The following is a 24,307-nucleotide window of genomic DNA, read 5'->3' as shown; positions in this document are numbered from 1 at the left end:
GGTCAGGACGCCTGATAAGCCCGGCGCTGACGCAGCCATTCAAGGTCTTCGGGGCGGGTGACCTTGATATTGTCCGCACGCCCTTCGACCAGCCGCGGCGCCTGGCCGGACCATTCCATGGCCGACGCTTCGTCGGTGATCACGGCGTCCGCCACCAGGCTGTCGGCCAAGGCGCGGTGCAAGGCCCCCAGGCGGAACATCTGCGGCGTATAAGCCTGCCAGATCAGGCTGCGGTCAACGGTTTCCACCACGCGGCCATGCTTGTCGACGCGCTTGAGCGTGTCGCGAGCCGGCACCGCCAGCAGACCGCCCACCGGGTCATCCGCCAGTTCAGCCAAGAGTTTGTCGAGGTCATCACGGCTCAAGTTAGGCCGCGCCGCGTCATGCACCAGCACCCAGTCATCATCACTGGCACCCAGGGCATTAAGGTGCAGCAGTGCATTAAGCACCGAGCCCGAGCGTTCCGAGCCACCGTCCGCACGCTGGATGCGCGGGTCTGTGGCGCACGCCAGGGTGGGCCAATAAGGATCATCAACAGCAAGACTGACCACCAGGCCCTTGAGCGAGGGGTGGTCGAGAAAACAGCCGAGGCTGTGTTCGAGAATAGTGCGCCCGCCCAATTGCAGGTATTGCTTGGGACGGTCCGCGGCCATACGGGCACCGACGCCCGCGGCAGGAATCACGGCCCAGAAGGCCGGTAGATCGTTATTCATTGGGCCAACTGGTAGAGGGTCTCGCCCTCCTTGACCATGCCCAACTCATGACGAGCCCGCTCTTCAACGGTCTCCGTACCTTTTTTCAGCTCAAGCACTTCGGCGTCCAGGACACGGTTGCGCTCCAGCAGGCGTTCGTTTTCGGCACGCTGGTCGGCAATTTGCTGGGTCAGCTCTTCCACCTGCGCAAAGCTGCCATTACCGACCCATAGGCGGTACTGCAGGCCAGCCAGCAACAAGAGCAAGACGAGGAACAACCAATTGGGACTGCGCATCGAAATCCGGATATCCAGTGAAAAAAGACAGTCATGCAAACCTTTTGCAGCAACTGATAGCACAAAGCCTGGAAAAACCAGGCTTGCGCTTGTCAGTCAGCAGATTAGCGCCGAAATTCACACTTTCGTGAAATTTCTGACGCAACCCGCCGACTTTTTACCATTTACTGCTTAGCCGCGAAACTCGCCGCGACCGTTGTACTTGGCTTTACCTGCCAATTGCTCTTCGATGCGCAGCAATTGGTTGTACTTGGAAACGCGATCGGAACGGCACAGGGAGCCGGTCTTGATCTGGCCCGCCGAAGTGCCCACGGCCAGGTCGGCAATGGTGGAATCTTCGGTTTCGCCGGAGCGGTGGGAGATCACGGCGGTGTAGCCCGCAGCCTTGGCCATCTGGATGGCTTCCAGGGTTTCGGTCAAGGTGCCGATCTGGTTGAACTTGATCAGGATCGAGTTGGCGATCTTCTTGTCGATGCCTTCTTTAAGGATCTTGGTGTTGGTCACGAACAAGTCGTCGCCCACCAGCTGGATTTTCTCGCCGATCTTGTCGGTGAGGATTTTCCAGCCATCCCAATCGGACTCGTCCAGGCCGTCTTCGATCGAGATGATCGGGTAGCGCTGGGTCAGGCCCTTCAGGTATTCAGCGAAACCTTCTGAGTTGAACACCTGGCCTTCGCCGGACAGGTTGTACTTGCCATCCTCAAAGAATTCGCTGGCCGCACAGTCCAGGGCCAGGGTCACGTCGGTGCCCAGTTTGTAGCCGGCGTTGGCCACGGCTTCGGAGATCACTTTCAGTGCATCTTCGTTGGAGGCCAGGTTCGGTGCGAAACCACCTTCGTCACCCACAGCGGTGCTCAGGCCACGGGCCTTCAGTACAGCCTTGAGGTGATGGAAAATCTCGGTGCCCATGCGCAGGCCTTCGGAGAAGGACTTGGCGCCCACCGGCTGCACCATGAATTCCTGGATGTCGACGTTGTTATCCGCGTGCTCGCCACCGTTGATGATGTTCATCATCGGTACCGGCATCGAGTAGACGCCCGGGGTGCCGTTCAGGTTGGCGATGTGCGCGTACAACGGCAGGTCCTGGTCCTGAGCTGCTGCCTTGGCGGCAGCCAGGGACACGGCGAGGATTGCATTGGCGCCGAGACTGCCTTTGTTTTCAGTGCCGTCGAGCTTGATCATCGCGTGGTCCAGGGCTTTCTGGTCCAGCGGGTCCTTGCCCAGCAACAGGTCACGAATCGGACCGTTGATGTTGGCTACAGCCTTGAGTACACCCTTGCCCAGGTAACGGCTCTTGTCGCCATCACGCAGTTCCAGCGCTTCGCGCGAACCGGTGGAAGCACCGGACGGCGCGCAGGCGCTGCCGATGATGCCGTTATCGAGAAGCACGTCGGCTTCGACGGTGGGGTTGCCACGGGAGTCGAGAACTTCACGACCTTTGATGTCGACGATTTTTGCCATTGTTGTAAACACTCCAAAGTTGACGAAAACGACGCAGCTGAAGGAAATCTTTTGACCGACCGCAAGGGTGGAACAACGGGGCAGGCTTGCAGACGACAAGGCTCAGGCCCAAGGGCCTGAGCATTTAGCGTGGGAAATTCTACCGGAGAAATGGCAGTTACGCGGTCTCTACCGTCGGAAAACTCTTGACCAGCTCGTCCAACTGCTTGAGTTGGGCCAGGAATGGCTCCAGCTTGTCCAGGCGCAGGGCGCATGGGCCATCACATTTGGCGTTGTCCGGGTCCGGGTGGGCTTCAAGGAACAGGCCCGCCAGCGACTGGCTCATGCCCGCCTTGGCCAGGTCGGTGACCTGGGCACGTCGCCCACCGGCAGAGTCCGAACGACCACCGGGCATTTGCAGCGCGTGGGTCACGTCGAAGAACACCGGGTATTCGAACTGTTTCATGATGCCGAAACCGAGCATGTCCACCACGAGGTTGTTGTAGCCGAAGCTCGAACCACGCTCGCAGAGGATCAACTGGTCGTTACCCGCTTCCACGCACTTGCTCAGGATGTGTTTCATCTCCTGAGGGGCGAGGAACTGGGCTTTCTTGATGTTGATCACAGCGCCGGTCTTGGCCATGGCGACCACGAGGTCGGTCTGGCGCGACAGGAAGGCCGGCAACTGGATGATGTCGCACACCTCGGCGACCACGGCAGCCTGCTCAGGCTCGTGGACGTCGGTGATGATCGGCACGCCGAAGGCTTGCTTGATGTCCTGGAAGATCCGCATGCCTTCTTCAAGGCCCGGGCCGCGATAGGAGGTCACGGAAGAACGGTTGGCCTTGTCGAAACTGGCCTTGAACACGTATGGGATGCCCAGCTTCTGGGTAACCCGCACGTATTCTTCACAGACCTGCATCGCCATGTCGCGGCTTTCCAGCACGTTCATGCCGCCGAACAGCACCATGGGCTTGTCGTTGGCAATCTCGATATCGCCTACGCGAATGATCTTCTGGGCCATCAGGGTTACGCCTTCTTCTGATGTTGCGTCAGTGCTGCTTTGACGAAACCGCTGAACAACGGGTGACCGTCGCGCGGCGTCGAGGTGAACTCCGGGTGGAACTGGCAGGCCACGAACCACGGATGATCCGGCGCTTCGACCACTTCAACCAGCTTGCCGTCACCGGAGCGACCGGAAATCTTCAGGCCAGCCTCTTTGATCTGCGGCAGCAGATTGTTGTTCACTTCATAGCGGTGACGGTGACGCTCGACGATTACGTCCTTGCCGTAGCAGTCGTGTACCAGCGAGCCGGCTTCCAGCAAGCAGTCCTGCGCACCAAGGCGCATGGTGCCGCCCAGGTCGGACGTTTCGGTACGGGTTTCAACGGCGCCGGTGGCGTCTTCCCACTCGGTGATCAGGCCGACGACCGGGTGGCCGCTGCTGTGATCGAACTCGGTGGAGTTGGCGTCTTTCCAGCCCAGCACGTTACGGGCGAACTCGATAACGGCCACTTGCATGCCCAGGCAGATACCCAGGTAGGGCACCTTGTTCTCGCGAGCGTATTGCACCGCGGTGATCTTGCCTTCCACGCCACGCAGGCCGAAACCGCCCGGCACGAGAATCGCGTCAACGCCTTCGAGCAGCGCAGTGCCCTGGTTCTCGATATCTTCGGAATCGATGTAGCGCAGGTTGACCTTGGTACGGTTGCTGATGCCGGCGTGGCTCATCGCTTCAATCAGCGACTTGTACGCGTCCAGCAGCTCCATGTACTTGCCGACCATGGCGATGGTGACTTCATGCTCAGGGTTGAGCTTGGCGTCGACCACGGCTTCCCACTCGGACAGGTCCGCGCCATTGCACTGCAGGCCGAAACGCTCGACCACAAAATCATCCAGCCCCTGCGAATGCAGGATGCCCGGGATCTTGTAGATGGTGTCGGCGTCTTCCAGCGCGATCACCGCACGCTCTTCAACGTTGGTGAATTGCGCGATCTTGCGGCGCGAGGAAATGTCGATCGGGTGATCGGAACGGCAAACCAGTACGTCCGGTTGCAGGCCGATGGAACGCAGCTCCTTGACCGAGTGCTGGGTAGGCTTGGTTTTGGTTTCGCCGGCGGTGGCGATGTACGGCACCAGTGTCAGGTGCATCAGCATCGCGCGCTTGGCGCCGACTTCGAAACGCAGTTGGCGGATGGCTTCAAGGAACGGTTGGGATTCGATGTCGCCCACGGTGCCACCGATCTCGACCATCGCCACGTCGGCATCGCCTGCACCCTTGATGATGCGGCGCTTGATTTCGTCGGTGATGTGCGGGATCACCTGGATGGTTGCACCCAGGTAGTCACCACGGCGCTCTTTGCGCAGCACGTGCTCGTAGACACGGCCAGTGGTGAAGTTGTTGTTCTGGGTCATGGTCGTGCGGATGAACCGCTCGTAGTGGCCCAGGTCCAGGTCGGTCTCGGCGCCGTCGTGAGTGACGAACACTTCACCGTGCTGGAACGGGCTCATGGTGCCCGGGTCGACGTTGATGTACGGGTCCAGCTTGAGCATGGTGACTTTAAGCCCCCGCGCCTCCAGGATGGCCGCCAATGAAGCGGAGGCAATGCCTTTCCCCAATGAAGAAACAACACCGCCCGTGACGAATATGTAGCGCGTCATGAAAAACCCTAGAAGTCTGCGTTAAAGCGGTCCGAGCCGCCGGGGAAAGCGAAGGAAGGCCGAAGCCCCCGATCACCTGCATTAATCACAGTGCACCTTTCAAAAAAACCGCCGCGTTGTGACAGACCAGCAAGGAAACACCGGTACGTTGATCGCTACACATTTTTTGGAATCGCCCAGCAAAGACTGCTTGGTAATCGGCAACTGCTGCGATTCAGTCGAATCCACAGAAGTTGTATCAAGAAGGGAGCGTAGTCTACCGGAAAGGCGCTATCAGCTCAAACCTTGATCGCAGGTCTGTGGCAACCAATGTAATTGCCAGTCATCCAGCGGACTGGCCCTCAGCCCCGCAAGCGTTGGTACAGCCAGCAATTGCTCGCCCCGATAGACCAGCGGCAATCTGCCACGGACGAAGCCCGGCATACCACTTTCATTCAACAGGCGCTTGAGATCACGCCGGCCTCGACCTGGCACTTCGACGATTTCGCCACCCTGGCGATAACGAATCGACAAGGGTCCCTCGGGAGCCTTGCCGGCAAACATCAGTTGGCCGTTCCCGGGTAACTCTAGTGGATTTCGCGGATCGGGCCAGCTCACCGACACGTCGGAAAATTCCGACCACGTGGAAGGCAGCCACCAAATGCGTTCGCCGCAACGATGAAGCTGACCGTCGGCCAGGCGCCATAACGGCTGTGCGTCCCCCTTGGCATCGCGCAGGGCGTACCAACTGGCCCAGTGGTCACTGTCGGGCAGACGAGTCAGGGGATTCAGCCAATGACGCAAGGCATTGCGCTGGCGCGCATCGGAAAGATCGCGCAACGGAGCAAGGACCAAGGAAGGCAAAGGCAACCAGGGAAACGCTGAAGGCTGATCCGCAGCGATCAGGTCCATGTGCGCCAGCTCATCGAGCAGGCCCTGGGCTTCACTCAGGTGCTCGGCAGTGCGCGCCAGGCTTGATACTGCCTGAGGCCAGCGCTGCGTCAGCGTTGGAAAGACCTGGTGACGCAGGTAATTGCGCGAGAACCGTGGATCGGCGTTCGAAGGGTCTTCAATCCACTTCAATTGGTGTTCGTGGGCGTAGGCTTCCAATGCTCCCCGGGAAACCGCCAGCAATGGCCGCACCAAGTGCCCCGTCGCCAACGGGCGACGCTCGGGCATTGCCGCCAACCCACGCACTCCGGCTCCGCGTAACAGGCGGAACAGCAGGGTCTCGGCTTGATCGTCGCGATGCTGGGCGGTGAGCAGCACCTCCCCTGCCCCGATCACCTCGGTAAACGCCTGGTAACGTGCGTTACGCGCGGCACGCTCCAGGCTGGCACCGGGTTGCACCTGCACACGCAAGACCTGCAAAGGTATGCCCAGGCTGTCACATAACGCTTGGCAATGACTGGGCCAGGCGTCAGCGGCCGCTTGCAGCCCATGATGGACATGCACAGCGCTGATGGGCGGCAGGGTTTCGGTGTTTGCCAGGGAAGCCAGAAGGTGCAGCAGGACGGTGGAGTCGAGGCCACCGGAGAATGCAATGCGCCAGGCCGGAGCATTGCGCCAGGGGGCCAGGGTTTTCAGGAGTCTGGCGGGTAGAGCCGGTTTCATCAGATGTCCCCGCCGCAAATCTGGAATACATAAGCCGAGCATACACAAAGCAAATGTGGGAGGGGGCTTGCTCCCGATTGCTGAGTGTCAGTCACTGCATCTGGTGACTGATCCACCGCAATCGGGAGCAAGCCCCCTCCCACATTGAGTTACGGCGTAGACTTTAGAGACCGTAGCTCATAAGGCGCTCGTAACGACGGGCCAGCAGCGCTTCGTTATCCAGCTTCTTGAGCATCGCCAGTTGCGAGCCCAGTTCAGCACGGATGGTCGCGGCAGCCGCGGCCGGGTCACGGTGGGCACCGCCCAGTGGCTCGGCGATCACTTTGTCGACGATACCCAGGCCCTTGAGGCGATCGGCGGTGATGCCCATGGCTTCAGCCGCATCCGGCGCCTTCTCTGCGGTTTTCCACAGGATCGAGGCGCAACCTTCCGGCGAAATCACCGCGTAGGTCGAATATTGCAGCATGTTCAACTGGTCGCACACGCCAATGGCCAGCGCACCGCCGGAACCACCTTCACCGATCACGGTGGCGATGATCGGGGTTTTCAGGCGAGCCATGACGCGCAGGTTCCAGGCAATCGCTTCACTCTGGTTGCGCTCTTCGGCGTCGATACCCGGGTATGCGCCCGGAGTGTCGATGAAGGTCAGGATCGGCATCTTGAAGCGCTCGGCCATTTCCATCAGGCGGCAAGCCTTGCGGTAGCCTTCCGGACGCGGCATACCGAAGTTGCGACGGACTTTCTCGCGCACTTCACGGCCTTTCTGATGGCCGATCACCATTACCGGCTGGTCGTCCAGGCGAGCGATACCGCCCACAATGGCCGCGTCGTCGGAGAAGTGGCGGTCGCCGTGCAGCTCATCGAACTCGGTGAAGATGTGTTCGATGTAGTCCAGGGTGTACGGACGGCGCGGGTGGCGAGCCAGGCGCGCGATCTGCCAACTGGTCAGCTTGCCGAAGATGTCTTCGGTGAGCGTGCTGCTTTTGTCTTGCAGGCGAGCGATTTCGTCGCCGATATTCAGCGAATTGTCATTGCCGACCAGGCGCAGCTCTTCGATCTTGGCTTGCAGGTCAGCGATCGGCTGTTCGAAATCAAGAAAATTCGGGTTCATAAGCGTCCGTCTTGGGTCGACGGCCAAGGAGTGCCTGGCCAGCCGGTTGTCTATTCGCGCCCTACCTTAAGGGAGGCGCGCGTTTAGGTCGAGATTAAATGTTCAGCCGAGGTCAGGGGTACTGACCGTCAACGGTATTGGAGGAAGACGTTGTCTCGCCCGAACTGGTCACGCAAAGCTTGAATCAAGCCATCAGCCGGATCAATCCGCCACGTCTCCCCAAACTGCAACATGGCCTTGGCGTCGCTGCCGGTGTACTCCATGGTTACCGGGCACGCGCCGCGGTGGCGCTTGAGCAGGTCACCCAACCAGCGTAGCTGATCGCCCTTGAGCGCTTCGGTCTTGACCTTCAAGCGCAGGCTTTCGGCCAGGTTGGTGCGCGCATCTTCCATGCTCATCACCCGTTTGATACGCAGGCGCAGGCCACCGGAGAAGTCATCATTGCTGACCTCCCCTTCCACCACCACCATGGCGTCGGTCTGCAAAAGTGACTGGGCGGAGTGGAACGCGTCGGCAAACAGTGACGCTTCGATCCGGCCCGAGCGGTCATCCAGGGTGATGAAACCCATTTTGTCGCCCTTTTTATTTTTCATCACCCGCAGGGCGATGATCATGCCGGCGACGGTCTGGGTATCCCGCGCGGGCTTGAGGTCGATAATGCGCTGGCGGGCGAAACGGCGGATTTCGCCTTCGTACTCGTCAATCGGGTGGCCGGTGAGGTACAGGCCCAAGGTGTCTTTCTCACCTTTGAGGCGTTCCTTGAGGGTCAGCTCCTTGGCCTTGCGATGATTGGCGTAGACATCCGCATCCTCTTCGACGAACAGTCCGCCAAACAGGTCGGCGTGGCCGCTGTCATGGGTGCGGGCAGTCTGTTCGGCAGCCTTGATCGCCTCTTCCATGGCGGTGAGCAGCACCGCACGGTTACGGTCGATATTGGCCTGGTAAGCCTTCGGCTCATCATGGAAATACGGGCCGAGACGGTCGAGCGCGCCGCTGCGGATCAAGCCATCAAGGGTACGCTTGTTGATGCGTTTGAGGTCAACACGCGCGCAGAAGTCGAACAGGTCCTTGAATGGCCCATCCTGACGCGCTTCGGTGATGGCCTCCACCGGGCCTTCGCCCACGCCCTTGATCGCGCCGAGGCCATAGATGATGCGACCTTCGTCATTCACCGTGAACTTGAACTCAGAGGCGTTCACGTCCGGCGCATCCAGGCGCAGCTTCATGGTGCGCACTTCCTCGATCAAGGTCACGACCTTGTCGGTGTTGTGCATATCGGCCGACAGTACCGCAGCCATGAACGGCGCCGGGTAGTGGGCTTTCAGCCAGGCGGTCTGGTACGACACCAGGCCATAGGCGGCGGAGTGGGATTTGTTGAAACCATAACCGGCGAATTTTTCTACCAGGTCGAAGATGTTACCGGCCAGGTCGGCGTCGATGTTGTTGGTGGCGCAACCCTCAATGAAACCGCCGCGCTGCTTGGCCATTTCCTCGGGTTTCTTTTTACCCATTGCGCGACGCAGCATGTCCGCACCACCGAGGGTGTAGCCGGCCATTACCTGGGCGATCTGCATCACCTGTTCCTGATACAGGATGATGCCGTACGTCGGCGCCAATACAGGCTTGAGGCCCTCGTATTGATAGTCGGAGTGCGGGTAAGCCAGCTCGGCGCGACCGTGCTTGCGGTTGATGAAGTCATCCACCATGCCCGATTGCAGCGGGCCCGGACGGAACAGCGCCACCAGTGCGATCAAGTCTTCCAGGCAGTCGGGCTTGAGCTTTTTGATCAGCTCTTTCATGCCCCGGGATTCAAGCTGGAACACCGCCGTGGTTTCGGCCTTTTGCAGCAGGCTGTAGGTCGGTTTGTCGTCCAGCGGGATAAACGCGATATCCAGCGGTTCTTCGCCGACCTTGGCGCGGTCGCGGTTGATGGTCTTGAGTGCCCAGTCGATGATCGTCAGGGTACGCAGGCCGAGGAAGTCGAACTTCACCAGGCCGGCCGCCTCCACGTCATCCTTGTCGAACTGGGTGACCAGGCCGTCGCCTTCTTCATCGCAGTAGATCGGTGAAAAGTCGGTGAGCTTGGTCGGCGCGATGACCACACCACCGGCGTGTTTACCGACGTTACGCACCACGCCTTCGAGCTTGCGCGCCATGTCCCAGATTTCGGCGGCTTCTTCATCGACCTTGATAAAGTCGCGCAGGATTTCTTCCTGCTCGTAGGCTTTTTCCAGGGTCATGCCGACTTCGAACGGGATCATCTTCGACAGGCGGTCGGCCAGGCCGTAGGACTTGCCCTGCACCCGCGCCACGTCGCGAATTACCGCTTTCGCCGCCATGGAACCGAAGGTGATGATCTGACTTACCGCGTTGCGGCCGTATTTCTCGGCCACGTATTCAATCACGCGGTCACGACCATCCATGCAGAAGTCGACGTCGAAGTCGGGCATAGACACACGTTCCGGGTTCAGGAACCGTTCGAACAGCAGGTCATATTCCAGCGGGTCAAGGTCGGTAATCTTCTGAACATAGGCCACCAGCGAGCCAGCACCTGACCCCCGGCCGGGACCTACCGGTACGCCGTTGTTTTTGGCCCACTGGATAAAGTCCATTACGATCAGGAAGTAGCCGGGGAATCCCATCTGGATGATGATATCCAGCTCGAAATTCAACCGGTCGACATACACCTGGCGCTTGGCTTCGTAGTCTTCAGTGGTGTCCTTGGGCAGCAGGACGCTGAGGCGTTCTTCCAGGCCATCGAACGACACTTTGCGAAAGTATTCGTCGATGGTCATGCCATCGGGTATCGGGAAGTTGGGCAAAAAGTGCTTGCCCAGTTTCACTTCGATGTTGCAGCGCTTGGCGATCTCGACGGAGTTTTCCAGGGCCTCGGGCAAATCGCTGAACAGCTGCGCCATTTCATCGGCGCTTTTGAGGTATTGCTCTTCGCTGTAATTCTTCGAGCGGCGCGGGTCATCCAGGGCCCGGCCTTCGCCGATGCACACGCGGGTTTCATGGGCCTCGAAATCTTCTTTCTTGATAAACCGCACATCGTTGGTCGCCACCAGCGGCGCCCCCAGCTTATCGGCCAGGGCTACGGCAGCATGCAGATGTTCTTCATCGTTGGGGCGGTTGGTACGCTGGACTTCCAGGTAGAAACGGTCCGGGAATACCTGCATCCACTCACGTGCCAGCACCTCGGCTTCCTGGGGATTACCGCCCAGCAACGCGATACCGATCTCGCCCTCTTTAGCCGCCGAGAGCATGATCAGGCCTTCGCTGGCTTCGGCCACCCACTCGCGCTCGATGATGATCGAGCCGTTGCGCTGGCCGTCGATAAAGCCGCGGGAAATCAGCTCGGTGAGATTGCGATAACCCACGCCGTTCATCGCCAGCAGGCTGATGCGGCTCAGTGGGTTATCCGGGTCCTTGTTGGACAGCCACAGGTCGGCGCCACAGATCGGCTTGATGCCGGCGCCCATGGCGTTCTTGTAGAACTTGACCAGGGAACACATGTTGTTCTGATCGGTTACCGCCACCGCAGGCATATTCATGCCCACCAGGGTTTTGACCAGTGGTTTGATCCGTACCAGGCCGTCGACCAGGGAGTACTCAGTGTGCAGGCGCAGGTGAACGAATGAAGCCGGCATAGTGATCCTGTCTTGATACATGAAAACAACAAGGCCCGGATTGTACCGGGCCTTGGTAAAAACATCAGCCTTGCTGCTAAACCTCGATCAGACTTTCGCGGGCCTCATAAGCCAGGCGTACCGGGGCAAACGAGCGGCGATGGATCGGGGTCGGGCCCAGCCGAGCCAGAGCTTCCAGATGAACGGGCGTCGGGTAGCCTTTATGGCCGCCAATCCCGTAGCCGGGGTAGATCAGTTCGAACGCAGCCATTTCACGGTCACGGCTGACCTTGGCGAGGATCGAGGCGGCGGCAATGGCTGGAACCTTGCTATCGCCCTTGACCACCGCTTCCGACGGCATCGCAAGCTTCGGGCAACGGTTGCCATCGATCATCGCCATTTTCGGGGTGATATGCAGCCCTTCAACAGCACGCTGCATGGCTAACATGGTTGCATGGAGGATATTAAGTTTGTCGATTTCCTCGACTTCAGCGCGAGCGATATGCCAACTCAGGGCCTTTTCACAGATCTCGTCATAGAGCTTTTCGCGACGGGCCTCGGTAAGCTTTTTCGAATCATTGAGGCCCAGGATCGGGCGGTTCGGATCTAGGATTACCGCCGCCGTGACCACTGCGCCACACAGCGGGCCGCGTCCTACTTCGTCAACACCGGCCACCAGTTCGTGAGCTTGGGCAACCAGGCTGAAATCCAGCCCCATTTGCGTGGTCATAAGGCTTCCTGTTTATGGCCGATCAAGGTCAGCACGGCGTCGGCCGCCTGGTTCGAGGCATCACGACGCAACGTGCGATGAATGTCGTCGAAACCACGGGTCTGCTCTTCGCCGCCGTCAATCAAGGGCAGTAGGGTCTGCGCAAGCGCTTCAGGCGTTGCATCGTCCTGCAACAACTCTGGCACCAGCAGGCGCTGGGCCAGCAGGTTGGGCAGGGAGATATAAGGGCTCTTGACCATGCGCTTGAGAATCCAGAAGGTCAGCGGCGCCAGGCGATAGGCTACAACCATTGGCCGCTTGTACAGCAAGGCTTCAAGGGTGGCAGTGCCCGACGCAATCAACACCGCATCGCAGGCTGCCAGAGCCAGGTGGGACTGGCCGTCAAGCAGGGTCAGCGGCAGGTTGCGACCTTCCAGCAGGGTCTCGATCTGTGCGCGGCGTTGCGGGCTGGCACACGGCAGCACGAAGCGAACCTCCGGCTTTTGTGCCTGCAGACGTTCGGCAGCATCAAAAAACAGCGCCCCCAGGCGCCCTACCTCACCGCCACGACTGCCCGGCATCAACGCCACCAACGGGCCGTCGGGCAAGCCCAGCTCGGCACGCGCGGCAGCACGATCGGCTTGCAACGGAATGGCATCGGCCAGGGTATGGCCGACAAACCGCACCGGTACGCCCTTCTCTTCGTAGAACCTGGCTTCGAACGGCAACAGGGTCAACATCAGGTCGCAGCCTTCGCGGATCTTCAACACGCGCTTCTGCCGCCACGCCCATACGGATGGGCTGACGTAGTGCACGGTCTTGATCCCGGCCTGACGCAATTTGAGTTCGATATTGAGGGTGAAATCCGGTGCATCGATGCCGATAAAGACGTCAGGCTTTTCATCGATCAGCGTCTTGATCAACAGCTTGCGGCGAGCGAGCAGCTCACGCAGGCGTCCCAACACCTCCACCAACCCCATGACCGACAGCCGCTCCATGGGGAAGTAGGAGGCAAGCCCTTCGGCCTGCATCAGCGGCCCACCCACGCCGATAAACTCCACCGCAGGATGCTGGGCCTTGAGGGCTCGCATCAGGCCAGCACCCAGAATATCGCCGGACGCTTCACCGGCCACCAGCGCAATACGCAAATTGGCCATGATCAGCGTGTGATGCCGCGAGTCGACGCCTGGATCGAGTCACGGAACACCGCGACTTCCGGAAACAGGCTTGCCGGCTCGGTCAGTTCGGTCAGCGCCTGCTCAACCGTCAGCCCCTGACGGTAAACCGTCTTGTAGGCACGGCGCAGAGCGTGGATCGCCTCTTCGCTGAAACCGCGGCGGCGCATGCCTTCGAAGTTCATGCTGCGAGCCTCGGCAGGGTTGCCGAACACCGTCACGAATGCAGGCACATCCTTGCCAATGGCGGTGCCCATGCCGGAAAAGCTGTGGGCGCCGATATGGCAGTACTGATGCACCAGGGTGAAACCGGACAGGATCGCCCAGTCGTCAACGTGCACATGGCCTGCCAACGCAGTGTTGTTGACCAGGATGCAATGGTTGCCGATCACGCTGTCATGGCCGATGTGCGCATAGGCCATGACCAGGTTGTGATCACCCAAAGTGGTTTCAGCGCGATCCTGTACGGTGCCGCGGTGAATGGTGACGCCTTCACGGATGATGTTGTGGTCACCGATTACCAGGCGTGTTTCTTCACCCTTGTACTTCATGTCCGGGGTGTCTTCGCCTACCGAGGAAAACTGGTAGATACGATTGTGTTTGCCAATACGGGTCGGACCTTTAAGGATCACGTGTGGCCCGATGACAGTCCCCTCGCCGATTTCCACACCTGCGCCGACGATCGACCAGGGGCCAACCTCAACGTCGGCGGCCAGTACGGCCGACGGATCGATGATTGCGCGAGGGTCAATCAAACTCATAGTTTGCGTTCCGCACAGATGATCTCGGCAGAGCATACCGGCTTGCCATCTACCGAGGCCTGGCATTCGAACTTCCAGATCTGGCGCTTGCAGCTGATGAACCTGGCTTCCAGGATCAACTGGTCACCCGGGGTGACCGGGTTGCGAAAACGCAGCTTGTCGGAGCCCACGAAATAGTAAAGCGTGCCGTCGGCAGGCTTGAGGTCGAGCATTTTGAAACCAAGGATACCGGCAGCCTGGGCCATCGCTTCGATGATCAACACGCCCGGCATGATGGGATGCGCTGGGAAGTGACCGTTGAAGAATGGTTCGTTGATGCTGACATTCTTGTAGGCACGAATGCGCTTTTCCTCGACATTGAGGTCCACTACGCGGTCCACCAGCAGGAACGGGTAACGGTGAGGCAGGTATTCGCGAATCTCGTTGATGTCCATCATTTCGGGGGGAAGCCTGTAATAAAGATTGGGGGCGGGCGAACTAATCGCACGCCCCGCTAGCAAATCAAGGAGGCAGTCTAGCGGCTGTGCACACTTGATATGGAAATGGTATCAGCCTTCAGATGAAGCATTACCGCCAGGGGTCACGTCCCCAACACGCTTTTCCAGCTGTTTGATACGTCGTGCCATGTCGTCGATCTTCCTCAAACGCGCCGCGCTCTTGCGCCATTCAGCCGCAGGTTGCATGGCGGTACCGGAAGAATAGGCCCCCGGCTCGGTAATCGAGTGAGTCACCATGGTCATGCCGGTGATGAAGACGTTGTCGCAAATATCGATATGCCCCACCAGCCCGACGCCGCCGGCGAGCATGCAATGCTTGCCGATTTTGGTGCTGCCGGAAATACCCACGCACGCAGCCATGGCGGTGTGATCGCCAATCTGTACGTTGTGGGCGATCTGGATCTGGTTGTCGAGCTTCACGCCGTTACCGATCACCGTATCGGCCAAAGCTCCACGATCCACCGCAGTGTTTACACCGATCTCCACATCGTCGCCGATCAATACGCCGCCGACCTGGGCAATCTTGTGCCAGACACCTTTGGCGTTGGCAAAGCCAAAGCCTTCGCCGCCGATAACAGCGCCGGACTGAATGACCACACGCTGACCAATACGCACATCGTGGTAGAGGGTTACACGTGGGGCCAGCCAACCATTGGCACCGATTTCACAGCGTGCGCCGATAAAGCAGTGGGCGCCCACGGTGACACCTGCACCAATACGCGCCCCGCTCTCGATCACTGCAAACGCACCGATGCTGGCCGCAGGGTCAACCTGGGCATCATCGGCAATTACCGCAGATGGGTGAATGCCACCGGCCGCTTTCGGCTTGGGATCGAACAGGTGTGACGCCTTGGCGTACGACAGGTACGGGTCGGCCACCACCAGCGCATCCCCGATAAACCCTTCAGCGTCAGCGGCCTTCAGCAACACGGCTGCGGCCTGGCAATCAACCAGGTATTTACGGTATTGGGGATTTGCGAGGAAGCTCAACTGAGCTGGGCCAGCCTCCTGCAAGGTGGCTAGCCCAGTGATTTCTTTCTCCGGGGAGCCACGCAAGGTGGCTCCCAGGAACTCGGCCAACTCGCCGAGTTTGATAGTCGCGGTCATGGCTTACTTCAGCTGGTTCATGCGCTCGATCACCTGACGGGTGATGTCGTATTGAGGCTTGACGTCAATCACGGCGCCGCGCTCGAACACCAGGTCAAAGGCACCCTTCTTGATGACTTCTTCCACGGCGCTGTCGAGCTTGGGCTTGAGCTGCTTGAGCATTTCACGGTCGGCAACAGCCTTGGCTTCGTTCAGCTCCTTGGACTGGAACTGGTAGTCACGGGCCTTTTGCTTGAATTCAAGCTCCAGACGCTCGCGCTCGCCTTGCTGCATCTTGTCGCCACCGGCTACCAGACGATCCTGGATGCCCTTGGCGCTGCTTTCCAAGGTTTTGAGCTTGGTCAGTTGCGGACCGAATTTCTTCTCGGCATCCACGGCGTACTTCTTGGCCGCGTCGGATTCCAGCAGAGCCATCTGATAGTTCAGGACGGCGATTTTCATTTCGGCGAAGGCCGGGGTGGTTACCAGCACAGTGGCCAGCAGGACCAATTGAGTCAACTTACGCACGATGTACTCCTACAGAATCCGTTGTCGTTATCTTGGGTCAGACGCTTAGAACGTCTGGCCGAGGGAGAATTGGAAAATCTGGGTTTCAGCGTTATCCGGTTTCTTGATCGGCATGGCCAGAGCAAAGCTCAACGGGCCCAGCGCAGTCACCCAGGTCACACCCACACCCACGGAGCTCGCCAGGTTGCTGAGGCTCACGTCGTTGCATTGGGTGTTGGACCGCGAACCGTTCGGGTTGGTGACTTGTTCACACTTGGAGTCGAACACGTTACCCACGTCCCAGAAGACTGAGGTGCGCAGCGAACGCTGGTCCTTGACGAATGGCAGCGGGAACAGGATCTCTGCACCACCCTGGATCAGCACGTTACCACCGAATGGCAGCGGGTCGTTGTCGTCGTCACGTCGAGTTCCGACGTTACCGGTGTCAGCAAAACCACGGCTTGGCGTACCACGCGGGCCCAAAGTACTGTCCTTGAAGCCACGTACCGAGTTGAAACCACCGGCGTAGTAGTTCTCATAGAACGGCAAGCCATCAGTGGAACCATAACCGTCGCCATAACCCAGCTCTGTGTGCAGGCGCATGGTGTAGTTATCGCTCAACGGCTGGAACAACTGGCCGCGGTAATCGAGTTTGAAGAACGACAGGTCGCTGCCCGGTGTGGTGACTTCCGCAGTCAGGCTCTGGGAATGACCACGGGTTGCCAGTACACCTTTGTTCAAGGTCGACTCGGACCAGCCGGCAGATGCCTTGAAGTTCAGGAACTTGTCACCTTCACGACGAGTGAAGTCGAAGATCTCGTCCACGGTATATACACCGGTCTTGATCTCGTCCTGTTGCGCGGTGATGCCGAAGGTCAGGCGCGAGGTTTCGCTGATCGGGTAACCGATGTTTGCGCCCACACCCAGGCTGTCGATCGCATAGCTTGCAACGTCGACGTCGAGGTCTTTGTAGTCGGTGGTGCGGTAGAAGGCGTTATAGCCCAGGCTCACACCGTCAGCTGTCCAGTAGGGGTCGACATAACCGAAGTTATAGCGGCTCTGGTATTCGCTTCGGGTCAGGCCGATGGAAACCTTGTTACCGGTACCGAGGAAGTTGTTCTGGGTGATCGAGCCACCCAGGATCAGGCCGGCGCTCTGTGCGAAACCGACGCTGGCGGTGATCGAGCCCGAAGCTTGCTCTTCAACGGCGTAGTTCACGTCAACCTGGTCATCCACACCCGGTACGGCCGGGGTTTCGACGTTGACTTCCTTGAAGAAGCCCAGACGCTCAAGACGGGTCTTGGACTGGTCGATCAGGTAGGTCGAAGCCCAGCCACCTTCCATCTGACGCATTTCACGACGCAGCACTTCGTCCGCAGACTTGGTGTTGCCACGGAAGTTGATGCGGTTTACGTAGGCGCGCTTGCCAGGATCGACGACGAAGGTGATGTCTACCGTGTGATCTTCATCATTCGGGGTCGGCACGCCGTTGACGTTGGCGAAGGTATAGCCTTCGTTACCCAGGCGGCGAGTGATCAGTTCGGAGGTAGTGGTCATCAGCTTGCGCGAGAACACCTGATCCTTCTGCACCAGCAGCAGGGACTTGACCTGGTCCTCAGGGACTTTCAGGTCGCCGCTGAGCTTGACGTCACGAACCTTGTACTTCTCGCCTTCGTTGACGTTCACGGTGATATAGACGTGCTTCTTGTCCGGGGTGATGGACACCTGGGTCGAAGCGATGTCCATGTTGATGTAGCCACGGTCCAGGTAGTAGGAGCGCAGGCGTTCAAGGTCACCGGAAAGTTTTTCACGGGCGTATTTGTCATCGTTCTTGAAGAACGACAGCCAGTTGGTGGTCTTGAGCTCGAACAGGTCGATCAGGTCGTCATCAGCGAATTTGGTGTTGCCCACCACGTTGATGTGCTGAATGGCCGCGACGGTACCTTCGTTGATGTTGACCTTGAGGCCCACACGGTTACGAGGCTGCGGGATCACTTCGGTTTCCACGGTCGCGGAGTAGCGGCCCTGGGCAACGTACTGGCGTTGCAGTTCGTTACGCACACCCTCAAGGGTCGCGCGCTGGAAGATCTCGCCTTCGGCCAGGCCGGATTGCTTCAGGCCCTTCATCAGGTCTTCAGTGGAGATGGCCTTGTTACCTTCGATCGCGATACTCGCAACGGAAGGTCGTTCGACGACCGTGATGACCAGGACGTTGCCTTCGCGACCCAGTTGGATATCTTGAAAGAACCCGGTTTTGAACAGCGCACGAGTGGATTCCACCAGGCGACGATCATCCGCCTGTTCCCCGACGTTCAACGGCAAGGCACCAAAGACGCTACCCGCGGAAACCCGCTGGAGGCCGTTGACGCGAATATCGGAGATGGTGAAGGACTCGGCGTGAACTTCGGCGATCATCAATACGGTGAGAACCGCAGTTAGCAGCAGACGTTTCATGAAGTCCTTTCTTATTCCAACTGGCAATAAACAAACTGCCGCAAAATGCGGCAGATTCGCAATTCAGCGAAGCGTTACAGTCGTCCCAGATCGTTGACCAGAGCTAACAACATCACCCCGACCACCAAACTGATACCGATCTGTATCCCCCAACCCTGCACCCGATCCGACAAGGGGCGACCACGCACCCACTCGACCAGATAAAACAGCAGATGCCCCCCATCCAATACTGGAATGGGCAGCAAATTCAGAACCCCAAGGCTAATACTCAGATAAGCCAGGAAATTCAGGAAATCCGCGACACCCGACTGGGCAGAAGCGCCCGCCACTTTAGCAATGGTTATCGGTCCACTCAAGTTTTTTACCGAGAGCTCACCGAACAACATTTTCTTGAGGGATTCGAGGGTCAGTACGCTCATGGTCCAGGTGCGTTTCGCACCCTCGCCAATCGCGGCCAAAGGCCCGAAGCTGACCTCTCGAACCATCGATGGCGGCCATTCGACACCTTTGACCCCGGCACCCAGGTAACCCCCGGCCGCCTTGGCCTCCCCGCGAACCGACAAGGTCACGGGAACGTCGATTTGAGCACCCTCGCGCTCAACTTTCAGCACAATTCTGGTATCAGGACGCACACGTACCAGGTCGACCACTTGCTGCCAGTCACCCAGCGCCTGGCCATCGAGGGCCAGCAGGCGATCACCGGTTTTCAGGCCTGCGGCCTGGGCCGGACCTTTCGGATCCAGCTCAGCCAGTACCGGCGGCAAGGCCGGACGCCAAGGACGAATCCCCAGGGATTTGATCGGATCAGGCTCATCGGCGCCCTTGAGCCAGTGGTCCAGAGCCAACGCCCGCGGGGTTTCGGCACTGGAATCCTGGTCACGCACCACCACATTGACGGTGCCGCTTTCACCCAGGCGGCGCACCAACTGCAAATTGACCGCGCCCCAACCCGTGGTCGGCTCGCCATCAATGGAAACAATTTCCTGCCCTGCCACCAAGCCGGCCCTGGACGCGATGCTGTCCGCCTCGACTGCACCGATGACCGGGCGCACCTGCTGGCTGCCCATCATGGCCAGAACCCAGAAGAACACCATTGCCAACAGGAAGTTGGCGATCGGGCCCGCTGCAACAATTGCGATACGCTGACGAACGGTCTTGCGATTGAAAGACTGATCCAATTGATCAGCCGGCACTTCACCTTCGCGCTCATCGAGCATCTTGACGTAGCCACCCAACGGGATAGCGGCAATCACGAACTCGGTGCCACGACGATCATGCCAGCGCAACAATGGCATGCCGAAACCAACGGAAAAGCGCAATACCTTGACGCCGCAACGACGCGCCACCCAGAAGTGGCCGAATTCGTGGAAGGTAACCAGCACACCCAGAGCAACCAGGGTGCCGACAATCATGTAGAGCGCACTCATCTAATTTCTCCGCATTTCAATCCGATGCCTGAAGGCTCAAACGCGCCCACCCTAACGTGTGTCGCGATCCAGCCATTGCTGGGCCAAGGCTCGGGCCTTGGTATCAGCCTCAAATACCGCTCCCAGGTCATTTACAGCCACGACTGGCTCAAGATTCAGGACGTCCTCGATGATACTCGCGATCTGCGGAAAGCGGATGCGCCGTTCGAGAAACGCCGCCACGGCCACTTCATTGGCCGCATTGAGCATGGCCGGCGCGCTGTTACCCGCATCGGCCGCTTGCCGCGCCAGGCGCAGGCACGGAAAACGCTGCTCGTCCGGGGCTTCGAAGTCCAGGCGCGCAATCGCAAACAGGTCCAGGGGCGCTACGCCGGAATCGATCCGCTCCGGCCAGGCCAAGGCATTGGCGATCGGCGTGCGCATATCCGGGTTGCCCAGCTGCGCCAACACCGAACCGTCCACGTAATCGACCAAAGAGTGGATCACACTTTGCGGATGGATCACCACCTCGACCTGATCAGGCCGTGCATCGAACAACCAGCACGCCTCGATCAGCTCCAGGCCTTTGTTCATCATGCTCGCCGAATCCACGGAAATCTTGCGCCCCATGGACCAGTTTGGATGAGCGCAGGCCTGATCGGGAGACACATGCTCAAGCTCAGCCAGCGGAGTCTGCCGGAAGGGGCCACCGGACGCCGTCAGCAGAATCCGGCGCACACCGACCTGGCTCAAGCCGCGGGCGAAATCCCCGGGCATGCACTGGAAGATTGCGTTGTGCTCGCTGTCCAGCGGCAGCAGGACCGCCCCACTCTTGCGCACGGCTTGCATGAAGAGTGCGCCAGACATGACCAGGGCTTCTTTATTGGCCAACAGAATTTTCTTGCCGGCATCGACTGCCGCCAGGGTAGGACGCAACCCCGCCGCGCCGACAATCGCCGCCACCACGGTATCCACATCGGCGTCGGCCGCCACCTGGCACAACCCCGCTTCCCCGACCAGCACCTGGGTGGTCAACCCCGCAGCCCGCAGATCATCCTGCAGCCCACGGGCCGCCGCGGCCTCAGGCACTACGGCAAAGCGCGGTGAGTGGCGCACGCACAAGGCCAGCAATTCGCGCAAACGCGTGAAGCCGGTCAGCGCGAAAACCTGGTAACGATCCGGGTGACGAGCGATGACATCCAGGGTACTCAGCCCCACGGAGCCGGTCGCGCCCAGTACGGTAACCTGCTGCAGGCCGTTCACGAAGCGATCATCCACAGCAACACCGCGAAGATCGGCAGCGCGGCAGTGAGGCTGTCGATGCGATCCAGCACGCCACCATGACCCGGCAGCAGGTTACTGCTGTCCTTGATCCCGGCCTGGCGCTTGAACATGCTCTCGGTAAGGTCACCCACCACCGAGATAAACACGACGATAGCGGTGCCCAGCAAGGCCAGCAGAACCTCTTTCACCGACCAGTCACGCACCAAACCGACCACCAGCGTGATCAGTAGCGTCAAGGCCAGGCCACCGTATACGCCTTCCCAGCTCTTGCCCGGGCTGACGGCCGGAGCCAGCTTGCGCTTGCCAAATGCGCGACCAGAGAAGTAGGCGCCGATATCGGCCCCCCACACCAGCACCATCACGGCCAGGATCAATTCATTACCGATGGGGTAGCGCTTGATTTCCACCAGCCCTTGCCAGGCCGGTAGCAGGATCAGCAATCCGATCACCAGCTTGCAGGCCACGCTGGACCATTGACCGCTGGTGCGTGGGTAAGTCAGCACCAGGAATGTTGCCAACGCCCACCACAGCACCGCCGCCCCCAATACCCAGGGTGCGATGTCCGGCAGGATGTACATCAGGAACAACAACACCGCGACCACTGCGGCGTACGCCACACGCGGCAACTGGTTGCCGAAGCCTGCCAGGCGCGCCCATTCCCAGGCACCCAGGCTCACGACCAGACCGATAAACAGCGCAAAGCCGGACCCTTCAAGCAGGAAGAAACCGCACAAGGCAATCGGCAGCAGGATCAGCGCCGTGATGATTCGTTGTTTAAGCATTTAAACCCGGGCTCCAGCTTCGATCTGCTCGCTCGTTTTACCGAAACGACGCTGACGGGAAGCGAAATCGGCCAGCGCATTGCGCATGGCATCGTGTTTGAAGTCCGGCCAGAACAGGTCGGAGAAGTACAACTCGGTATAGGCTAGCTGCCACAACAGGAAATTGCTGATGCGATGCTCACCACCGGTACGGATACACAAGTCCGGCAACGGCAGGTCGCCGGTCACCAGGCAGGTTTGCAACAGTTCGGGCGTGATGTCGTCGGGGCGCAGATGGCCGGCCTGCACTTCGCGGGCAAGCCGTTGCGCAGCCTGGGCGATATCCCACTGGCCGCCGTAATTGGCTGCGATCTGCAGCACAAAACGATTACTGCCTGCGGTGATAGCCTCGGCTTCGCGCATGGCCACTTGCAGTTCCGGGTGGAACCGCGAGCGATCACCAATGATGCGCAGACTGATGTTGTTGTCATTGAGGCGCTTGGCCTCACGACGCAGCGCCTTGAAAAACAGGTCCATCAAGGCACTGACTTCGTCGGCGGGCCGCTGCCAGTTCTCACTGGAAAAGGCGAACAAGGTCAACACTTCGACCTTGGCCTCGGCGCACACCTCAATCACCGCCCTTACCGCGTCAACACCCGCTTTATGCCCGGCAACACCCGGCATAAAGCGTTTTTTCGCCCAGCGATTATTCCCATCCATGATGATCGCGACATGGCGCGGCACCACGGAGGGCACAGTCTGCTTGGTCTTTTCCATAAAGGCGTCCTGACCCCTTATACGGCCATCAGGTCCTTTTCTTTTTCTTCGGTAGCCTGGGTGATCTTGGCTTCGGCGTCCTTGGTCAACTTGTCGATATCAGCAACGGCACGACGCTCTTCGTCTTCGCTGATTTCCTTGTCCTTGACCAGCTTCTTCAGGTCACCCAACGCATCGCGACGGATGTTACGCACGGCAACGCGCGCATCTTCAGCGGCACTGCGCGCCTGCTTGGTGAAGCCCTTGCGGGTTTCTTCGGTCAGGGCTGGCATGGAGATCAACAACAACTCGCCGAGGTTGGTCGGGTTGAGGTTCAGACCGGCGCTCTGGATCGCCTTGTCGACTGCCGCGAGCATGTTGCGCTCGAAGGCCACGACTTGCAGGGTGCGCGAGTCCTTCACGGTCACGTTGGCCACGCCGCTGAGCGGGGTGTCGGAACCGTAGTAAGGCACCATCACGCTGCCCAGGATGCTCGGGTGCGCCTTGCCGGTACGGATCTGACCAAATGCATGGCTCAGGGATTCCAGGGATTTCTGCATACGCGCCTGGGCGTCTTTCTTGATTTCATTGATCATTGTTGGCCTTCCTCGATCAGAGTCCCTTCCGCGCCGCCGTGTACGATATTCAGCAGGGCGCCGGGCTTGTTCATGTTAAATACGCGCAGCGGCATTTTGTGGTCGCGGCACAGGCAGATAGCAGTCAGGTCCATCACACCCAGCTTGCGATCCAGCACTTCATCGTAGGTCAGATGATCGAACTTCTCGGCATGCGGGTCTTTGAATGGGTCTGCAGTGTATACGCCATCTACCTTGGTGGCTTTGAGCACCACGTCGGCATCGATTTCGATAGCGCGCAGGCACGCCGCCGAATCCGTGGTGAAGAACGGGTTGCCTGTGCCAGCGGCAAAGATCACCACTTCCTTGGAGTTCAGGTGGCGCATGGCTTTGCGGCGATCGTAGTGATCGGTCACGCCAACCATGGAGATAGCCGACATCACGATGGCCGAGATATTGGCACGCTCCAGGGCGTCGCGCATGGCCAGGGCGTTCATCACAGTGGCCAGCATGCCCATGTGGTCGCCAGTGACCCGATCCATACCGGCCGCACTCAGTGCCGCGCCGCGGAACAGATTGCCGCCGCCGATCACCAGGCCGACCTGCACACCGATACCGACCAATTGGCCGACTTCCAGCGCCATGCGGTCAAGCACCTTGGGGTCGATCCCGAACTCTTCCGAGCCCATCAGGGCCTCGCCGCTGAGCTTGAGTAGAATGCGTTTATAGCGAGCCTGATAACCACTGCCCTGCTGAGCCATTGCGAATCTCTCCTGCGGCGTATTTTTTAAAAATTCTTGGCGAGCCGTTTACGGCTTGCGTTCACTCTAGCTGGACGCTGTCACAGCGCCATCGGAACACGGCTTTGTAAGCCAGTTCCGAGAGGAAACCAAATAAAATTGGCCTTCCCATTT

At 59.4% G+C, this 24,307-nt stretch carries 21 protein-coding genes; all 21 read right to left on the bottom strand.

The window, feature by feature from the left end:
• Nucleotides 1-2 precede the first annotated feature (2 nt).
• Nucleotides 3-713 (bottom strand): 2-C-methyl-D-erythritol 4-phosphate cytidylyltransferase, encoded by a 711-nt coding sequence (ispD, locus tag LJX92_RS06655; RefSeq protein WP_005785745.1) that lies wholly within the window; start codon nucleotides 711-713, stop codon nucleotides 3-5.
• Nucleotides 710-988: a cell division protein FtsB gene (gene ftsB, locus LJX92_RS06650; protein WP_003189195.1), complete on the bottom strand. Its 279-nt coding sequence runs from the start codon at nucleotides 986-988 to the stop codon at nucleotides 710-712. The genes ispD and ftsB overlap by 4 nt, the downstream gene beginning before the upstream one ends.
• 171 nt (nucleotides 989-1,159) lie before the next feature.
• A complete protein-coding gene (gene eno / locus LJX92_RS06645; RefSeq protein WP_032877366.1) occupies nucleotides 1,160-2,449 on the bottom strand; it encodes a phosphopyruvate hydratase in 1,290 nt (429 codons plus the stop codon).
• 157 nt (nucleotides 2,450-2,606) lie between these two features.
• Nucleotides 2,607-3,452 (bottom strand): 3-deoxy-8-phosphooctulonate synthase, encoded by an 846-nt coding sequence (gene kdsA / locus LJX92_RS06640; RefSeq protein WP_003189190.1) that lies wholly within the window; start codon nucleotides 3,450-3,452, stop codon nucleotides 2,607-2,609.
• A 5-nt stretch (nucleotides 3,453-3,457) separates the two neighbouring features.
• On the bottom strand, nucleotides 3,458-5,089 hold the full coding sequence (locus tag LJX92_RS06635; RefSeq protein WP_005785740.1) for a CTP synthase: 1,632 nt from the start codon (nucleotides 5,087-5,089) through the stop codon (nucleotides 3,458-3,460).
• A 273-nt stretch (nucleotides 5,090-5,362) separates the two neighbouring features.
• Entirely contained in the window at nucleotides 5,363-6,682 is a 1,320-nt protein-coding gene (gene tilS / locus LJX92_RS06630; protein WP_103733454.1) for a tRNA lysidine(34) synthetase TilS, read from the bottom strand.
• Between the two features lie 163 nt (nucleotides 6,683-6,845).
• Nucleotides 6,846-7,793: an acetyl-CoA carboxylase carboxyltransferase subunit alpha gene (locus tag LJX92_RS06625; protein WP_003189182.1), complete on the bottom strand. Its 948-nt coding sequence runs from the start codon at nucleotides 7,791-7,793 to the stop codon at nucleotides 6,846-6,848.
• 128 nt (nucleotides 7,794-7,921) lie between these two features.
• A complete protein-coding gene (gene dnaE / locus LJX92_RS06620) occupies nucleotides 7,922-11,443 on the bottom strand; it encodes a DNA polymerase III subunit alpha (RefSeq protein WP_032877369.1) in 3,522 nt (1,173 codons plus the stop codon).
• Between the two features lie 76 nt (nucleotides 11,444-11,519).
• Nucleotides 11,520-12,152: a ribonuclease HII gene (gene rnhB, locus LJX92_RS06615; RefSeq protein WP_032877370.1), complete on the bottom strand. Its 633-nt coding sequence runs from the start codon at nucleotides 12,150-12,152 to the stop codon at nucleotides 11,520-11,522.
• Nucleotides 12,149-13,288 (bottom strand): lipid-A-disaccharide synthase, encoded by a 1,140-nt coding sequence (lpxB, locus tag LJX92_RS06610; RefSeq protein WP_228309472.1) that lies wholly within the window; start codon nucleotides 13,286-13,288, stop codon nucleotides 12,149-12,151. Before lpxB ends, rnhB begins: the two co-directional genes overlap by 4 nt.
• Before the next feature lie 2 nt (nucleotides 13,289-13,290).
• A complete protein-coding gene (gene lpxA, locus LJX92_RS06605; protein WP_228309471.1) occupies nucleotides 13,291-14,067 on the bottom strand; it encodes an acyl-ACP--UDP-N-acetylglucosamine O-acyltransferase in 777 nt (258 codons plus the stop codon).
• The gene (gene fabZ, locus LJX92_RS06600; protein WP_005785726.1) at nucleotides 14,064-14,504 is read right to left on the bottom strand and encodes a 3-hydroxyacyl-ACP dehydratase FabZ; all 441 of its coding nucleotides are present in this window, start codon (nucleotides 14,502-14,504) and stop codon (nucleotides 14,064-14,066) included. Before fabZ ends, lpxA begins: the two co-directional genes overlap by 4 nt.
• 111 nt (nucleotides 14,505-14,615) lie before the next feature.
• Nucleotides 14,616-15,671, bottom strand: coding sequence for a UDP-3-O-(3-hydroxymyristoyl)glucosamine N-acyltransferase (gene lpxD, locus LJX92_RS06595; RefSeq protein ID WP_005785724.1), 1,056 nt, complete (start codon nucleotides 15,669-15,671; stop codon nucleotides 14,616-14,618).
• A 3-nt stretch (nucleotides 15,672-15,674) separates the two neighbouring features.
• Nucleotides 15,675-16,178 carry an OmpH family outer membrane protein gene (locus LJX92_RS06590; protein WP_003172279.1) on the bottom strand — a complete coding sequence of 168 codons (504 nt, stop codon included), beginning with the start codon at nucleotides 16,176-16,178 and terminating at the stop codon, nucleotides 15,675-15,677.
• Between the two features lie 45 nt (nucleotides 16,179-16,223).
• Nucleotides 16,224-18,611, bottom strand: coding sequence for an outer membrane protein assembly factor BamA (bamA, locus tag LJX92_RS06585; RefSeq protein WP_032877372.1), 2,388 nt, complete (start codon nucleotides 18,609-18,611; stop codon nucleotides 16,224-16,226).
• Between the two features lie 74 nt (nucleotides 18,612-18,685).
• Nucleotides 18,686-20,038: a sigma E protease regulator RseP gene (rseP, locus tag LJX92_RS06580; protein WP_103733453.1), complete on the bottom strand. Its 1,353-nt coding sequence runs from the start codon at nucleotides 20,036-20,038 to the stop codon at nucleotides 18,686-18,688.
• A 51-nt stretch (nucleotides 20,039-20,089) separates the two neighbouring features.
• Entirely contained in the window at nucleotides 20,090-21,280 is a 1,191-nt protein-coding gene (ispC, locus tag LJX92_RS06575) for a 1-deoxy-D-xylulose-5-phosphate reductoisomerase (RefSeq protein ID WP_228309897.1), read from the bottom strand.
• Nucleotides 21,277-22,083 (bottom strand): phosphatidate cytidylyltransferase, encoded by an 807-nt coding sequence (locus tag LJX92_RS06570; RefSeq protein WP_032877374.1) that lies wholly within the window; start codon nucleotides 22,081-22,083, stop codon nucleotides 21,277-21,279. Before LJX92_RS06570 ends, ispC begins: the two co-directional genes overlap by 4 nt.
• Nucleotides 22,084-22,839 carry a polyprenyl diphosphate synthase gene (gene uppS / locus LJX92_RS06565; protein ID WP_032877375.1) on the bottom strand — a complete coding sequence of 252 codons (756 nt, stop codon included), beginning with the start codon at nucleotides 22,837-22,839 and terminating at the stop codon, nucleotides 22,084-22,086.
• 17 nt (nucleotides 22,840-22,856) lie between these two features.
• Nucleotides 22,857-23,414 carry a ribosome recycling factor gene (frr, locus tag LJX92_RS06560; protein WP_032877376.1) on the bottom strand — a complete coding sequence of 186 codons (558 nt, stop codon included), beginning with the start codon at nucleotides 23,412-23,414 and terminating at the stop codon, nucleotides 22,857-22,859.
• Complete coding sequence (gene pyrH, locus LJX92_RS06555) at nucleotides 23,411-24,154, bottom strand: UMP kinase (RefSeq protein WP_003189161.1); 744 nt, start codon at nucleotides 24,152-24,154, stop codon at nucleotides 23,411-23,413. The genes frr and pyrH overlap by 4 nt, the downstream gene beginning before the upstream one ends.
• Nucleotides 24,155-24,307 lie beyond the last annotated feature (153 nt).

Origin of the sequence: Pseudomonas sp. HN8-3, assembly GCF_020790195.1 — a bacterium.
Taxonomy (GTDB): domain Bacteria; phylum Pseudomonadota; class Gammaproteobacteria; order Pseudomonadales; family Pseudomonadaceae; genus Aquipseudomonas; species Aquipseudomonas synxantha_A.
This window is presented reverse-complemented; position numbering and strand designations above follow the sequence as displayed.